Raw genomic sequence first — 15,365 nt, forward strand, 5'->3', positions numbered from 1 at the left:
GTACGGGGCGTCCGCGGTGGCCTTGCTGGACATGATCGCGACGACGACCGGCGCGGCGTCCGGTGGCCACACGACGGCGATGTCGTTGAGGGTCCCGTAGTCGCCGGTTCCCGTCTTGTCGGCTACGGTCCATCCGCGCGGTACGCCCGCTCGGATGCGCTGTGCGCCCGCGGAAGTCGCGTTGCGTTCGAGAAGGTCGCGGAGAAAAGCGCGTTTGTCGGCGGGCAGCGCGTCGCCGAGCACGATTCTCTGGTGAACGGTGCCGAACGCTCGCGGGGAAGTCGTGTCGCGGGGGTCTCCCGGTGTGGCTTCCGTGATCGCCGGTTCGATGCGGTCCATCCGAGTGACCATGTCGCCGAGACCGCGCGCGTACTCCGTCAGCTGGGCCGGTCCGCCGATTTCTCGCAGCAGGAGGTTGCCCGCGGTGCCGTCGCTGTAGCGGACCGCGGCGTCACAGAGCTGGCGAATGGTCATCCCCGTGGCCACGTGCTGCGGCGTGATCGAGGCGTTCTTCAGCAGGTCGTTTTCGGTGTACCCGACGACCGTGTCCAAATGGGTCAGCGGATTGCGGTGCAGGACAGCGGCCGCCGCCAGCGTCTTGAACGTCGAGCAGAACGCGAATCGTTCGTCCGCCCGATGAGCGATGGTGGCGCCGGTGCCGGTCGCCAGGGCATACACACCCAACCGTGCGTCGAATGTCCGTTCCAGCTCGATCAGACGATCGTGACGGTCGTCGGCCTCGACCGCAGGGGAGGCAGGTGTGTTCTCCGCCGCGCATCCGGCCAAGGGTGCGAGCGCGGCCGCTGCCAGTAGAGCGCGACGACTGATGATCGGTGATGACAACCTCCGGCCTTCCTTCCGCAGGGCGGCTGCTGACGACGATAGCGGGCGCCGCCGTGCGCATACTTGCACCGGACCATTGGTGCGACGTAAGCACACGTCCGATACTTTCGCTGAGCGAATCGGGCCGGGACTACTCGTCGTTTTCGGTAGCCGAGGGCGCGCTGTCGGCGGGTCCGAGAAGGTCCCAGCGGTTGCCCGCGATGTCGAGGAAGACGGCGACCCTACCGTAGGGTTCGATGCGCGGCCGGGTCACGAATTCGACATTCGCGGCGCGCATCCGCGCGTATGCCCGGTCGAAGTCGGCCACCCGTAAGAAGAAGCCGACGCGCCCCGCGGTCTGCTCACCGACGACGGCGAGTTGGCGGGTGCCGTCGGCGCGCGCGAGCAGGATTCCCGTCCGCGCGCCGGGTGGGCGAACGACGACCCATCGTTTCGGCCGTCCGTCGCCGGTCACCGACGGCACGTCCTCGACCAGGTCGAAGCCGAGAGTATGAACGAAGAAGTCGATGGCGGGGTCGTACTCCGCGACGACGATGGCGATCAGTTCCAAGTGCACTCGATGAGGTTAGAAGCGCGCCGGCGGTCGCGAATCGGGCACTCGCCGCTGCGCGCATCCGAGGATCGGCTGGTCGGGAGCCAACTTGGAGCGATCTGTCGTCTGTGTCGGTGCGGGGAATTAGAGTTATCGGCTATGGGAGGTAGGCATCGGAAAGATCGGGTGTGGAGCGGCACGGACTCCGCCGCGGTCGCTGGTGTCACGGTCGCGGCGCACGGCGATCCGGAAAACCGGACCGCTGGTGCGGGATTCGCGGCCCGTGCGCTGGCCGCGCAGCCGGAGGTTCCCGGGTGGATCGTCTGGGTGTACGAGCACGCCGGTGAGCAACTGGCGCGGCTGGAGTACCAGATGCATTATCCCCTCGACTACGGCGGCCCGGATGGTCGCACGAGCGAGGAATGGTTGATCATCCAGCGGGCGTACGTGGCGGAGCGCTCCGCTCGCGCGGTCGAGCGCGCTCGCCGCTTCCACGCCGACAGTCCCGGCGTCATCTACGCCCACGGCCCGGCGCTGCCCGACGACGAAGAGTTCTACGACGCGTTGGATTCCGGGCGAGAATGGACCGGGCACTGGTACTCCCGTGACGCGGTCGAAGCGTGGGGATTGGTCGGAGTACCGGCCTGATCGGCTGATCAGGCTCACTCCGTCTCGCGTCCCCGCACCAGCCCCCTCGGGGGCCCCGGGGGGTGGAGGGCGCCCACCCCCCGGGTGGGTGGGGAGCGCCCTCAGAGGGTGGGCACCCCGCACCTACTTCGGACGGTAGCGGCTCGCAGCGCGACCAGGGCCGGTTTCGGCTGCGGCGCGGCGTCGCACGTTCTTCGGCATCCTCGCGCCATGGAGGGCAACCGACACGCCGAAAGGCGCGTGTGACTTGCGGTTTCAGGCATATCGCTGGCTTCGGAATTAATATGTCCGCCGTCGCGGGCGTTTCCTCGCTCGTGACCCGCATGAGGACGGCACTGTCACACAGCGATGCGCGGCAAGCGAAGCCGTGGACATGTCCGCCGACGCACACCCGTGATCCACAACTCTCACACGGTGATGGCAGGCCCGCTCGAACCACAGCGAACCCTTCAGGGGCGGGCCTTCATGCTCTGCGGGCACGCCCCTCGGTGAGCCGCGACGCCGACCTGCCGGTGCGCTCGTGTCGCGGGCTGAAGTCACAGTCGAGCTTCGAGACCCGCCAGGATGATGCGCAGACCGGCCCGGAACTCGGCTTCTGGATTGCTCTCGGCCGCCGCTTGCGCGATCTCGATCAGCTTCGGGAACCGGCCGGGCGGCAGGGCTGCGACCCGATCGGTGATCGCCGAGAGGTCCTCGCCGCGCACTGCGGACAGTGGGCCTGCGAGTTCGGCCTGCGCGAAGCCGGTGACGAAACCGGATACGGTGCGGAACGCCACGAGCAATTCGGTCCCTGACCTGTCCCCGCGGGCGAGTGCCTGCAACAGCGCCTCGGCCGGAGCGAGCGTCGCCAGGTCGAGGCTGCGCCTGGTGAGGATCAGCGGGATGGCATGCGGGTGGGATCGCACGGCGCGCCACATGCCTTCCGCGACCGCGACGACTTCGTCGGCCCAGCTGTCGGGAGGGTCGGCGGGCCAGCGCGCTTGTGCCATCACCGCTTCGGTGACCAGTTGCTCGAGGCCGTCGCGTCCGTCGACGTAGTTGTAGATCGTCATCGGTCCGGTCTCGATCGCCGTCGCGAGGCTGCGCATGGTCAAACCCGCGAGCCCGTGTTCATCGACCAAGGCCAACGCGGCGGCCTGTAGCTGTTCCCGCGTGAACTTTCTGGGTGCGGGCATGCCCCTCCTTGATTAAGTACATAGTACGTGTTTAGCTGTAGTCGTTCACGTACAACGTACCTAAAGGACTCTTGGTCATGACGATCCGCACCACCTTTCCCTCCGGCCGCCACCGGTGCGCGGCTTGGGTGACCCTGCCGCCGGGGCCCGGCCCGCATCCGGTCGTCGTGCTGGTGCACGGCGGCGGCGCAACCCACGAGATGATGCTCGGCCAGTACGAGAAGTGGTTCTCCGACGCCGGACTGGCCGTGGTGGCCTTCGACTTCCGCCATCTCGGTGAATCGGAGGGTGAGCCACGCCAGTTGGTCAGCCAGCGCCGATATGCCGAAGACGTCGACTCGGCGCTGCGGTTCGTCCGCTCGCGCGCCGATCTCGATGCCGGTCGGGTGGCGCTGTGGGGGACGTCGTTCGGCGCGAGCCACGTCCTCGCGGCGGCAGCTCGACACCCGGAACTCGCCGCCGCGGTAGTGCAGTGCCCGATCTTCAGTGGGCGCGCCGTCGTCGCCCGAGCCGGGGTGCGGCATCTGGCCCGATTCACCGTGCCGATCGTCTCCGACCTGCTGCGCGCCGTGTTTCGCTTGCCGCGGCGCTACGTACCCCTCGTGGGCAGACCGGGCGAGCCGGCCTTCGTCAATCAGCCCGGAGCCCTCGAAGGCTGGCAGTCGGTCACTCCTCCCGGCTACCGGTTCGACAACCGGATAACGGCCGGCTCCGGGCTGGGCATGCTGTTCTATCACGCGGCGGCTCAGGCTCGCCGCGTGCGATGCCCACTGCTGATCTGCGCGTGCGACCGCGAGAACCTCATCGATCCCGCGATCGTCACGGGGGTCGCGGCCGATGTTCCCGGTGCGGTCATCGAGCACTACGACGCCGACCACTTCACGGTCTACCACCCGCCGGTGGTAGAGCAGATCGTGGCCGATCAGATCGCTTTCCTCACCACGCACCTCGCGCCGGCGGCGTAGGCAGCTCCTCGAAGCCGCCGAGCAGGTCGGGCACGGCGGCTTCGGTGCGGTCTATCGCTGCACGCAGGTGGCCCTGGACCGCACGGTGGCGGTGAAGGTGCCGACCGCCGAACTCGACGAGGGGACCGGGAGCGGTTCTTGCGCGAGCAGCGGGCGATGGGCCGGCTGACCGGGCATCCGAACATCGTCCCGGTCTTGGAGGTGGGTGTCACCGCGAGCGGGCGCCCCTACCTGCTGATGCCGTACTACTCGGCGCGATCCGAAGTGGCTGGGCAGGAGCATCTGGAAAACGGGATGACGTGAAATCGTCGGCGGTGTTGTATCGCTTCATGACTTCGCTCCGCATCGCCGCATGAATACGGCGCCCGAAGCGGAGCGGACCCACGGATCATCGATCCGGATCGGCGCTCTGGTTCCGCTGACTCGGCCCGGTGCGTCTGGCCCCGCCGCAGTCGCACGGCTGGCGGGTCTACGCGGACTTCCTTCTCGGCGCGGGGCACAGCCGGATCGCCGTGGCGGCCGAGTCGAGTGTCTACTGGGCGTCCGGGATTCGCATACTGCGGGACTACTTGGCTCCCCGCGGCGGCACCGTCATCGCGCTCGATATGCGCGCGCTCACCCCTGCGGCCGTGTGCGGCGAACTCCTCGCCAATCGCGCGACGGCCCTGGTCGATCGAGATCCGGCGCGGCGCGACCGCTTTCGGGTCCGCCACACCAGCTGAGAGATACCTACGACGCGCCGGATAGTCCCTCGACGGGGATTTCCGCGCCGTTGTGTCGGTGAGTCGCGTTGTACCAGCGGCAACCCCGCGGCGATCTCCCCCACCCGACTCGCCGATGCGGTCAGCGCTTCGGCAGCGAGCGGCCTCTCCCGCGAGTTTTTCGCGGAATGTTGTCACAGATCTCCGCAATGCCGTGATAGATCCAGGGACCTCGCGACAACTCGAAACAACCCCGTCGCGCAATGCCCTCGATCAGCCCACGAGGCGCTAGCTTCTGTCTGCTCGCAGTGCAGCGAGCAGATCGGAGTCAATTCATGCACCGCACATCGATCACGCGCCGCCTCGCGATGGCCGCCATCGCCCTGGTCGCGACGGCTGCCACCGCACTCGGCATCGCCACGCCACAGGCGGTTGCGGCACCGGCGCGGGATCCCATCCTTTTCGTTCATGGCTGGCAGGGATCGGCGTCGGACTGGAATTACATGTGGGGCCGATTCCTGGACGCGGGGTATTCCGCGGACGAGATGGCACGATTCAGCTACGACACCTCCCAGTCGAACAAGGCCATCGCGCAGGAGGTTCAAGCGCAGGTCGATGCGCTGCGCGCGAGAACCGGAGCCACCAAGGTCGACATCGTCACCCACTCGATGGGCGGCCTCAACAGTCGCTGGTACCTGAAGAAGCTCGACGGGCTGAACTCCGTCGACGACTGGGTCTCCATCGCCGGTCCCAATCACGGCACCGACGTGGCCAACAGCTGCCTCGACGTGTCCTGCGAGGAGATGCGGCCCGGGTCGGCCTTCCTGGCCGAACTCAACAGCGCCGACGAAACCCCCGGCCGGGTGAACTACGGCACCTGGTGGTCACCGTGCGACGAGATCATCAACCCCGATGAGAGCACCATTCTCAGTGGTGCCGCCAACACCCGGACGCCGTGCATCGGCCATGTCGCGCTGCTGTCGTCGTCGACGGTTTTCGAGGGCGTGCGCGACTTCGTGAAGTAGTCGGCTGAGCCCAGCCGTGCCCCGTCTCGCATCCGCGAGGCGGGGCCGCACCGGCCGGCTCGACGCGCCGGCAGCTTCGTGTCGCGGACAGGTCAGAAGGGATACTCGGCGAACAACTCTCCCGCGAGCTTGCGCACGGCGTGCTCCCGTATGCGCCGCCCGTACACCGGGTCCCCGGCCAGGTCGGTGTACCGTTGACATGCACCGTTCCGGGTGGGGATGGTCCGGTTCGAACTGGGAGGTTCGCGGGGTGGATCCGACGATCATGGCAGCGGCGGCAGCTGCCGCGTCAGCCGTATCAGCGGGCGCGGTAGCGGGATTGACCGAGACCGCGAAACAAGCGGTCACCGACGCCTACCAGAAGGTCAAAGGGGTCATCGGCCGCAAGTACCCATCCGTCGATCTCGCGGTGGTCGAAGCCCGGCCCGAAGCGAAGTCTCGGCACCTGGTGCTCGCAGAGGAACTCACCGAGGCCGGCGCCGGTGCCGATCCGGAACTCGCCGCGATGGTGCAGCAGTTGTGGCAGGTGATCGAGGAACACACGCCGACGATCGCTGGATTGGTGGGTGTGCGGCTGACCAGGGTGCAGGCCGGGGAACTCGAGATCAGCGGTATCACGGCCGCGGGCGCGAGCGGGGTGATCGCCGACACCGTCCAGGTCGACGGCAAGTTCTCGGTGACCGATGTCCGGGTCACCTCGGAGTTCCCGCACCCTCGATAGGCGCGGCGGTATCCCGGCCCTCACCTACCGCGCGAAAACCCGATTTCTCGGCCACCGGTGTGGACGTCGACGGAGACTTCACCACCTATATCGACAATTCCACTCACGCTACCAACCATTACGGTCCTTACGGGCTGCAGCTTGTTGCGGGGTCGAAACGTATGGTTGTAGGCCGGATTCCGCGGCCAGCCAAGCATTTCATCGCCCGCGCGCAAGTCGCACAGTTGCGGAAGATGTTGGAGCAATTGCCGGTCGCAGTGGTGGTGACCGGGATGCGGGGTGCGGGCAAGACCCAGGTCGCCGCGGCATACGCCCGAGAGGCGCTTACGGCAGAAGGCGGTTTGGTGGGATGGGTCAACGCTGAAACCCGTGACACTTTGCTCGCCGGTCTGGGGGAGATCGCCGCGCGGGTCGGGGTCGCCGACCCCGACGGCGACTCCGCGAAGTCGGCGCAGCGGCTGCGTGATCACCTGTCGGAACGGCAGGAACCAGCGTTGCTCGTTCTCGACAATGCCACCGATCCCGATTTCGTCGACACCCTGCTCCCGACCGGGAACATGACTCGGGTGGTCGTGACCAGCACCGACCGCGCTTTCACGCAACTCGGTGAGATGATCGACGCCGATGAGGGTTTCTCGCGACCGGAGTCGGTGCGTTATCTCGGCGCGGCGACAGGCCTGGACGATCCGGTAGGTGCCGCGCTGGTCGCCGCTGATCTGGGTGATCTGCCGTTGGCGTTGTCGGCCGCGGCGGCCACCATCGCCGGGCGACACCTGGACTACCCGCGCTACCGGCAGTTGCTGGCGGCCCAGCCGCTGCCCGCGGTGTTGCCGCGCCGCAAGGGAAACGATCATCCGTTGACGGTGGATCAGGCGCTGTTGCTGTCGATTCGAACCGTCGAAGCCCCTACCGACGATCCGGAGCTCGACGCCGTGGTGCGGTGGCTGCTGGGGGTGATGGCGATGCTGGCCCCTGACGGTGTCGACTACACGATGCTGCCCGATCGTGCGGGTCGCTTGGACGCCGCGTTGCAGCGGTGTGTGGAGGGGTCGTTGCTGTCGTGGTCAGTTGTGGGGCAAGTAGTCGTCATGCACCCGCTACTGGCCCGGGTCGTGCGGGAACGCGCCCACATCACCCACACCACGACCGAGGTCACCGCCGCGATCGCGGTGATCACGCCGCTGCTGTTCCCCGAGAATCAGGCATTTCAGCGGCGCGCGGAAGGCGCACGCTTGGTCGACCACATCGAAGCCCTGTGGAAGGCGATCGGTCGCGACCCCACTCTCGACGCCGAGGCTCTCCTCCAGGTGCTGGCCGCACGCCGCTGGGCGACTCGGCAACTGACCAAAGCGGCCGACACCGTGCGTTCCATCGGTCTGGCCCACCACAGCCTCACCGACCACGAGCACATTCTGGGTGCCGACCACCCCGACACCCTCACCGCCCGCAACGACCTCGCCGCTGCCTACCAGGAGGCGGGGCAGCTGGATCGAGCGGTCGCGTTGTTCGAGCGGAACCTCGCCGATCGAGAACGGCTGCTGGGTGTCGATCACGCCGACGCTGTGGCCTCCCGCGGCAACCTCGCCTGCGCTTACGAGTCGGCGGGACGTTGGGTCGAGGCGATCGGCCTGTACGAGCGGGTGCTGGCGGAGCGGGAGCGGATGCTGGGCGCCGACCACCCCAAGACCCTGACCACCCGCAACGACCTCGCCGATGCCTACCGGGAAGCAGGGCGCCTGGCCGAGGCGATCACGATGCACGAGCAGGCGGTCGCCGACCGGGAACGGGTCCAGGGTGCCGATCACCCCGACACCCTGCTCTCCCGCAATCAGCTCGCCTATGCCTACGGGCTGGCGGGACAGCTGACCGAGGCGGTCTCGCTGTTCGAGCGGACCCTTACCGACCGCCAACGGGTACAAGGCGCTGATCACCCTGACACCCTGAAGTCGCGCCACAACCTCGCCAGCACCTACGAGGCGGCGGGACGATCGGCCGAAGCGATCGACCTGCACGAGCGAACCCTCTCCGACCGCGAACGGATCCTCGGCACCGACCACCCGAAAACCTTGCTCTCCCGCCACAGCCTCGCCCGCGCGTACAAGGCGGCGGGACGACTGCCGGAGGCGATAGGACTCTACGAGCGAAACCGCGCCGATCGCGAGCGCATTCTCAGCCCCGACCACCCCGACACCCTGGTTTCTCGCCACAGTCTCGCCGATGCCTACAGAGAAGCAGGGCGGCAGGGGGACGCGATCGCGCTGTACGAAAACCTCCTCGCAGACTACGAGCGAGTATTGGGGCCGGACCATCCGACCACCAGGGTTGTGCGTGACGACCTACGATCGGCACACCAGAAGGATGGTGGCGCGCGAACCGGATCTGAGTTGATTGCCGGTGCGCCGCCGGACGAGTCCCGGCCGCCGCATTGAGCGAACGGCTCTCGCCTACTCGCCGTCATGGTCGGCCTGCGGAACGGCCGCCACCACGCCTTCGCGGTCGAGCGGGTGACGATCGAGCCACCATTGCGCGGCCAGCAGCGACAGCGTCCAGCCGAGCCAGGTGCCGAGGCCCGCGATGGTCTGGGTGAGGAGTGTGTCGTCACCGCGGAATGTGGTGTCGAGACGGGGGCTGAGCACGAGGTACAGGATCACCCCCAGGACGCGGTTGAGCACGATCGACAGGGTGAGCGCGAAGCTGCGGATCATCCACCGCCGGTGGTCGCCGAATCGGCGCCGGCGAGCCATGCGCCAGCCCGCGATCGTGCAGAGCAGCCACAGAGCGGACAGCATGACGTTGCTGACCCGGGCGACCGGCCCGAACGGGCTCGTCGCGCCGATCACCAGACCGGTCAGCCCGGCCGGCAGCACCCCGGCGAAGACGTAGACGCGACCCAAGCGGCGGTGTAGTGCCGGACGCGTCCGGCGAAACCAGGGCCACACCTGGAAGCCGCAGATCAGGATCGCCACCGAGCCGCAGACGACGTGAGCCACCAGCAGGGGGTAGTGCGGTGCGAAGCCCGGGTCGGGCACGCGTGAGAGCGACCGGTCGAAGGTCAGGTAGGGCGGCAGGGAGAACGCGACGAAGGCGAAGACCAGTACCAGTAGCGGCCCGGTCCACGGGCGCTGCCACCAGGATTCGCGGCGCGCCGTGGGAGGCGATTGCGGGGTCGAAACAGTCATGGTGGGACCATCCGGGAAGCCGTGAACACGAATACTGCGTATAAGATACGCTCTGCGTATGATATACGCAATACTGTCTGCGAGGAGAGACTGTGACCGAGGAACTGCCACCGGTGGCTCGGCTGCTGTGGTCGGGACAGCGGCTCGCGGGCCGGGGCCCGAAACCGGCCCTGACCCTCGACCGCATCGTCGGCGCGGCCGTGGAGGTGGCCGACGCCGACGGCATCGGGGCGCTGTCGATGCAGCGAGTCGCCAAGCACTTGGGTGCGGCGACCATGTCGCTGTACCGGCACGTGCCCAGCAAGGACGATCTGATCTCGCTGATGTTCGACGCGGTGATGGGCGACCCGCCCCCGTTGCGGTCCGACGGCTGGCGCGCTGCGCTGGAACGATGGGCCCGCGCCATCCGGCAGCTGTACCTGCGCCATCCGTGGATGCTGGCGGTCGGCACCGGCAACCGCTTCATGGGACCGAACGAAGCCGGCTGGGCTGAGGCCGCCAGCCGTGCCCTGCTGGACGGCGGGTTGCCCGCGGCAGTCGTCACCGAGGCTCTGCTGTCGGTCAGCGCGTTCACCGGTGGGGTGACCCGGCTCGAGATCGATCCCGGTCTCGGTCGTGACACCGCCGGTCACACCGGGCCGACGCTCGATCCCGCCGTGTTCGCCGAATTCGATGGGCCACAACGGTTCCCGTCGCTGGCCGCGGTCTCGGGCGCGGAGGACAGTCGCGGCGCGCACGCGGCGGGCACAGTGTTCGAGTTCGGACTGGCCGCGCTGCTGGACGGAATCGCCGAGCGATTGGCCGGCGGGCTCGACACCGGTCGGTGACCAGCGGCATCGGTGCCGGTCAGGCCCCAGATCGGGAATCTGCCTGCATCCGTGCCGCGTTCACCGTCACGTGGTCGTGCGAAGTTCTACGCAACATTCCCCGGCCTTCGGCGCGAGCACCGCGTCGAGGGTTTCCGCCTCGAGTCCGGCCAGCACGCCTGTCAGGTAGGCGTGATTGAGCCCGCACACCAGCTCGGGCTGCGTTGCGGCGAGCGGATGAAACGGGCAATTGCGCATGCGCAGGCAATCCGGGGCTGGACGAGTAGGTTCGAAGCCCTGTTCGGCGAGCAGCGATCGAAGGATCGTGAGGGCGCGTTCGGCGCCGAGCCGCCCGGGCCGTACCTCCTCCCGCGTGGCGCGCCCGAGGGCCACGCCAAGGTCGGTCGCCACCCTGTGCGCGGCATCGCGAGCGGTCTCACCGGGGCCGTGGTCGAGCACCGCGCCCATCAGAATCTCGGCCAGGATCTCGTGGCGGCGTTCGGGAATGCTCACCCGCACCTCGGCGTCGGAGGGCTGGTACACCTTCGGTGCGCGCCCCACTTTCCGGAGGCCGCCGACCTGCTGATAGCTCGCCCGCAGCAGTCCGGCGGCGACGAGCTTGTCCAAATGGAACGCCGCGAGTTTCCGGGAGATCCCGACCTGCTCGGCGGCCTCGTCGCGGGTGACCGGACGGCCCGCGCGGCGGATGAACCAGTACATCCCCCGCCGCAACTCGTCATCGAGCGCGGCCACGGCACCGATCGCCGATTCGCTGGTCACCCGATCATGATAGCGCCTATTTCTTGAGTCATAACTCCACTTGGATGTGCTCGACGTGGACGACTTGACTCAGTTCCTCAATAACACCAATAATATTTAGTGTAATCAGCGTCGGTCGGAGGTTGTGGTGAGCAGTGACCCGCACGGCCTCAACACTCGGTCAGCGCGGCGCCGGCCGGACCGTACGGGCATCCGTTCCCTCCGATCCTGGTCACCGTCCCGATCGGGGCTCGGGTGGCGAGTTCGGTGTTCGACATCGCCTCGCCCGTGGTCGAGGACGGCGGCAAACTCGCCTACCACTACGGCGTCCGGGTAAGCCGCCCAAGCCAACGGCTACCACCGCTGAACCCCTATCCGGTCTTTTCCCGTCAGGAGACACCATGGGCATCGCGGCCTTGATTCTCTGGCTGCTCACCGCCGTAGGCGGCTTCGTTCCGCTCGGCGCCTGGATCGCCGCAGGCGGCGCTCGGCAACCGAACTCCAGTCACTTGCCCGCACGGGTCGTCTTCGGGCACGTCCTGCTCGCCGTGGACGGGAGCTAGCCGTGCTACAGCCCGCGCTCCGGGTCGTCCACGAACCCGCCGCTCACGTCGACCTCGCCGCCGCCGAGCAGGCCGCCCGGCAATTCCTCACCGCGCTCGGCGTCGGCCTCGCCGACGAACACCTGCACGCCACTCCACGGCGCATGGCCCGCGCCTACGCCGAACTGTTCTCTCCCCGTCCGTTCGATCTCACCACTTTCCCCAACGAGGAGGGCTACGACGAACTCGTGCTGGCTCGCCGCATCCCGCTGCGCTCGGTGTGCGAACACCATTTGCTGCCGTTCGTCGGCGTCGCCCACGTCGGTTATCTCCCCGGCGAGCGCATCCTCGGATTGTCCAAACTCGCCCGTATCGTCGAGCATTTCTCCCACCGCCCCCAGGTGCAGGAACGACTCACCAAGCAAATAGCGGATTGGCTCGCCGAGAACCTGCGACCGATCGGCGTCGGCGTCGTCATCGAAGCCGAACACACGTGCATGACCCTGCGCGGCGTCCAAGCCGCAGGCACGACCACCGTCACGTCGACCTTGCTCGGAACTCTGCGCGAAGACGCCCGTTCTCGTCAGGAATTCTTCTCGCTCACGGGCGTCATGCCGTGAGAGATCAACTGGAGCTAGCTCGTTTCCGCGGTTGCTGACCGGGTACGGCGATGGTGGGTCGGGATCTTTGTCAGAGGGTGAAACGAAGATGATGACCTTGGATCAGATCATGGCGATGGCGCGTAGCTGGTGGAATCAGATGTTCCCCGGCATGCCGATGATGATGTGATTCATCCACGCCGATAGGTACTGCTCCGAGTGAGCGACGTTTCTCCGGCGGGCCGTGCGGCGGCGCCGCCGGAGAGGAGGTCTGCCGGTCACGCGGCCGGGCGCGAGCTCAGACGACCTTGGCGTCGATCAGCAGCTTCCATATCTCGCCTTGGTCGACGACCTGGACACCGAGCTTCTCCGCCTTGGTCAGCTTGCTCTCACCGACCCCCGCACCGGTGATCAGCAGATCCGTATTCGCCGAAACCGAGGAAGCCGCCGTCGCGCCCGCCTTCTCACACAGGCGCTGGAATGTCGGGCGGGCGACTTTCTCGCCGGAGCGCGGGTCGTTGATGGCGCCGGTGATCACCACCGTCTTGCCCGCCAAGGGCGCGCCGGCCGCGACGACCGGGGGAAGGTCCTCCGCCCGCACGTCCAGGCTGACGCCGGCCGCTCGCAGTCGCTCCAATTCCGGACGCAAACGCGTGAGGTGCGCGACCAGGGAGGCGGCGACCTTCGGGCCGATGTCCTCCACCGCCACGAGCCGTTCCTCGCCCGCCTCGGCGACCTCCTCCAGCGAGCGGAATCCGGCTCGGGCCAGGCGAGCGGCGGTGCCGTCGGAGGCCATCGGGATCGCCAGGCCGATCAGCGCGCGGCGCAGGCCGACCTGACGGCTGGCATCGATCGAGTCGATCATGCGCGCGGCCGAGACCTCGCCGATGCGGTCGAACTCGAGCAGTCGCTGCTTGGTCAGCGTGTAGAAGTCCGACGGGCGCTCCAGGATGCCCGCCTCGGCCAGGCGTTCGATCCACACCTGCCCGATCGCGTCGATGTCCGCTGCCGCGCGCGAGGCCCAGTGGATCAGCCTGCGCACCGTCTGTGCGGAGCAGGAGACATTGGTGCAGAACAACTCTCGGCTGTTGCCCTGTTCGGTCACCGGCTGCTCGCACGAGGGGCAGACGGTGGGCGGCACGATCTCGCGTTCCTCGCCGGTGCGCTTGGAGGCGTCGAGCACGCCCGCCACGAACGGGATCACGTCGCCCGCGCGGCGCACCAGCACGGTGTCACCGACCTTGATGTCGCGGGCGCGGATCACCTCCTGGTTGGCCAGCGTCGCCTTCGTGACCGTCGTACCGCCCACGAACACCGGCTCCAGCCACGCGACCGGGACGATCTTGCCGGTCTTTCCGACGTCCCAGACCACATCGGCCAGCAACGTGGTCTTCTCCTCGGCGGCGAACTTGAACGCCAGCGCGCCACGAGGGGAGTTCGAGCGGGTTCCGGCCGCGGCGTAGGCATCGCGGTCGGCCAGTCGCAGCACCGCGCCGTCGAGGTCGTAGTCCAACTCGTTACGACCCGCCTCGATCGCGGTGATCGCCGCCTGCGCCTGTTCGGCGTCGGCGCACAACCGCATCTCCGCACCCGCGACCCCCACCGCCCGCAACCCCTCGGCGAGGTCGGCCGCGGCGCCGCCGACGGAGGTGTCGAGGTCGAAACCGAAGAACCGCAGGCGGCGCTCGGCGACCGTGGCCGGGTCCTTCGCGCGCAGCGTGCCCGCCGCGGCGTTGCGCGGGTTGATCAGCGGCTTGTCCGGATGCGCGGTGTTGTAGGCGAGGAAGGTCGAACGCAGCATCACCGCCTCGCCACGCACCTCCACCCGCCCCGCGAGGTCGATCCGCTCGGGAACGCCATCGACCAACGCGCGGACCAGCACGGTCACATCGTCACCGGTGGTGCCGTCACCCCGGGTCACCGCACGCACCAGCCGCCCGTCCTCGAAGACCAGGGCCAGCGACAAGCCGTCGAGCTTCGGCATCACCACCACCGGCTGACCGGGGAAGCGTTCGAAGAACGCCGCGACCTGCTCCGGCTTGGTCGCCTTCTCGAGCGACAGCATCGGACGCGAGTGCCGGACCGGGGCGTGCAGCACCGCGGGCGCGCCGACCTGCTCCAGCGGGTTCGGGTCGGGCGCGAGCTCGGGGTGCGCCTCGATCAGGCCACGCAGCTCGTCCTCGATCGCGTCGTACTCGGCGTCCGCGACCAGCGGCGAGCCCTGGTAGTAGGCGTCACGCAGCGCCACGATCCGGTCCGCGAGCTCTTGGATGTGTTCCCCAGTGTCCACAGCATCCGACGCTACCGACCCCCACCGACAGCCACTCGGTGGCGTTCGGATCGAGGCACCTTCGCCCGACGGACGCAAGACCTGAATGCCCACCGCTGCCAGCGAAGCCATCGTCCGACCACCCACCCGACACACCCCGAACCAACCCTGACTAGGCGATTAGCACCGCCCCGCCCTCGTGCGGTAATCTCTTCGAGCGCCCGCACAGCGGACGCAACGGGCTGTGGCGCAGTTTGGTAGCGCACTTGACTGGGGGTCAAGTGGTCGCAGGTTCAAATCCTGTCAGCCCGACGACGAACTCCTTCCGACCTGGGTCGGAAGGAGTTTTCTCGTTCCGGGGACGGCTCCTATTCGAGTGGTTCTCACCGAAATCTCACGTTTTCGGGCCGGTGGAGCCCGGGCCTGCCGCTCGAGCGCATCTCGATTGTCCGGAACGGTCTCCGGTGCATCGCTGTAGTGTGCCTTGCCGAACCCGTGGGTGTTGCCGAGCGCTGACGGGCGGCGTCTTCAGGGTCGCCATAGGAAATGATCGACCGCGGTGGCCGAGCCTTTGCGGAACGTGCGCGGGGTCATCCAGGCG

Annotated in this window: 15 protein-coding genes, 1 tRNA gene and 1 pseudogene; 11 read left to right on the forward strand and 6 right to left on the reverse strand. The window is 67.9% G+C overall.

The features are described from left to right. Positions 1-831: class A beta-lactamase (bla, locus tag ON27_RS39115; protein ID WP_373282832.1), on the reverse strand; the 831-nt coding region annotated here is incomplete at its 3' end. Between the two features lie 142 nt (positions 832-973). Continuing rightward, positions 974-1,399 carry a VOC family protein gene (locus tag ON27_RS39120; RefSeq protein WP_043739224.1) on the reverse strand — a complete coding sequence of 142 codons (426 nt, stop codon included), beginning with the start codon at positions 1,397-1,399 and terminating at the stop codon, positions 974-976. A gap of 135 nt (positions 1,400-1,534) precedes the next feature. On the opposite strand from ON27_RS39120, the gene ON27_RS39125 reads away from it, so the two are divergent. Beyond that, entirely contained in the window at positions 1,535-2,023 is a 489-nt protein-coding gene (locus tag ON27_RS39125; protein WP_157227974.1) for a hypothetical protein, read from the forward strand. 536 nt (positions 2,024-2,559) lie between these two features. Here the strand turns inward: ON27_RS39125 and ON27_RS39130 are convergent. After that, the gene (locus tag ON27_RS39130; protein WP_043739229.1) at positions 2,560-3,198 is read right to left on the reverse strand and encodes a TetR/AcrR family transcriptional regulator; all 639 of its coding nucleotides are present in this window, start codon (positions 3,196-3,198) and stop codon (positions 2,560-2,562) included. A gap of 77 nt (positions 3,199-3,275) precedes the next feature. Here ON27_RS39130 and ON27_RS39135 point away from each other — a divergent pair, with 77 nt between their 5' ends. The 6 genes and pseudogenes from ON27_RS39135 to ON27_RS39155 all read left to right on the forward strand — a co-directional run bounded on the left by ON27_RS39135 (position 3,276) and on the right by ON27_RS39155 (position 9,039). Continuing rightward, positions 3,276-4,163: an alpha/beta hydrolase gene (locus tag ON27_RS39135; protein ID WP_083888191.1), complete on the forward strand. Its 888-nt coding sequence runs from the start codon at positions 3,276-3,278 to the stop codon at positions 4,161-4,163. A 10-nt stretch (positions 4,164-4,173) separates the two neighbouring features. Next, positions 4,174-4,424: pseudogene (locus ON27_RS42320) on the forward strand (protein kinase domain-containing protein); the annotation flags it as partial. Positions 4,425-4,594: 170 nt separating this feature from the next. After that, a complete protein-coding gene (locus tag ON27_RS39140; protein ID WP_043739233.1) occupies positions 4,595-4,885 on the forward strand; it encodes a hypothetical protein in 291 nt (96 codons plus the stop codon). 314 nt (positions 4,886-5,199) lie between these two features. Further along, positions 5,200-5,889, forward strand: coding sequence for an esterase/lipase family protein (locus ON27_RS39145; protein ID WP_043739236.1), 690 nt, complete (start codon positions 5,200-5,202; stop codon positions 5,887-5,889). Positions 5,890-6,139: 250 nt separating this feature from the next. Beyond that, entirely contained in the window at positions 6,140-6,610 is a 471-nt protein-coding gene (locus ON27_RS43785) for a Het-E N-terminal domain-containing protein (protein ID WP_043739240.1), read from the forward strand. 233 nt (positions 6,611-6,843) lie between these two features. Continuing rightward, positions 6,844-9,039 carry a tetratricopeptide repeat protein gene (locus ON27_RS39155; RefSeq protein ID WP_157227975.1) on the forward strand — a complete coding sequence of 732 codons (2,196 nt, stop codon included), beginning with the start codon at positions 6,844-6,846 and terminating at the stop codon, positions 9,037-9,039. 15 nt (positions 9,040-9,054) lie between these two features. Here the strand turns inward: ON27_RS39155 and ON27_RS39160 are convergent, their stop codons facing one another. After that, on the reverse strand, positions 9,055-9,789 hold the full coding sequence (locus ON27_RS39160; protein ID WP_051047586.1) for a DUF2306 domain-containing protein: 735 nt from the start codon (positions 9,787-9,789) through the stop codon (positions 9,055-9,057). 92 nt (positions 9,790-9,881) lie between these two features. On the opposite strand from ON27_RS39160, the gene ON27_RS39165 reads away from it, so the two are divergent. Next, entirely contained in the window at positions 9,882-10,616 is a 735-nt protein-coding gene (locus ON27_RS39165) for a TetR/AcrR family transcriptional regulator (RefSeq protein WP_043739243.1), read from the forward strand. 66 nt (positions 10,617-10,682) lie between these two features. On the opposite strand, the gene ON27_RS39170 is transcribed toward ON27_RS39165, so the two are convergent. Next, positions 10,683-11,375 (reverse strand): helix-turn-helix transcriptional regulator, encoded by a 693-nt coding sequence (locus tag ON27_RS39170; RefSeq protein WP_043739246.1) that lies wholly within the window; start codon positions 11,373-11,375, stop codon positions 10,683-10,685. A gap of 380 nt (positions 11,376-11,755) precedes the next feature. Between ON27_RS39170 and ON27_RS43790 the strand changes: the two genes are divergently transcribed. Beyond that, the gene (locus ON27_RS43790) at positions 11,756-11,917 is read left to right on the forward strand and encodes a hypothetical protein (protein ID WP_157227976.1); all 162 of its coding nucleotides are present in this window, start codon (positions 11,756-11,758) and stop codon (positions 11,915-11,917) included. A 2-nt stretch (positions 11,918-11,919) separates the two neighbouring features. Next, positions 11,920-12,516 (forward strand): GTP cyclohydrolase I FolE, encoded by a 597-nt coding sequence (gene folE, locus ON27_RS39175; RefSeq protein WP_043739368.1) that lies wholly within the window; start codon positions 11,920-11,922, stop codon positions 12,514-12,516. A 277-nt stretch (positions 12,517-12,793) separates the two neighbouring features. Here the strand turns inward: folE and ligA are convergent, their stop codons facing one another. After that, positions 12,794-14,785, reverse strand: a complete 1,992-nt coding sequence (ligA, locus tag ON27_RS39180; protein WP_043739248.1) for an NAD-dependent DNA ligase LigA — start codon at positions 14,783-14,785, stop codon at positions 12,794-12,796. A gap of 217 nt (positions 14,786-15,002) precedes the next feature. Between ligA and ON27_RS39185 the strand changes: the two genes are divergently transcribed. Continuing rightward, positions 15,003-15,076, forward strand: a tRNA-Pro gene (locus ON27_RS39185). Positions 15,077-15,365: the final 289 nt, after the last annotated feature.

It is taken from the genome of Nocardia asiatica NBRC 100129, from assembly GCF_000308415.1.
GTDB lineage: Bacteria > Actinomycetota > Actinomycetes > Mycobacteriales > Mycobacteriaceae > Nocardia > Nocardia asiatica.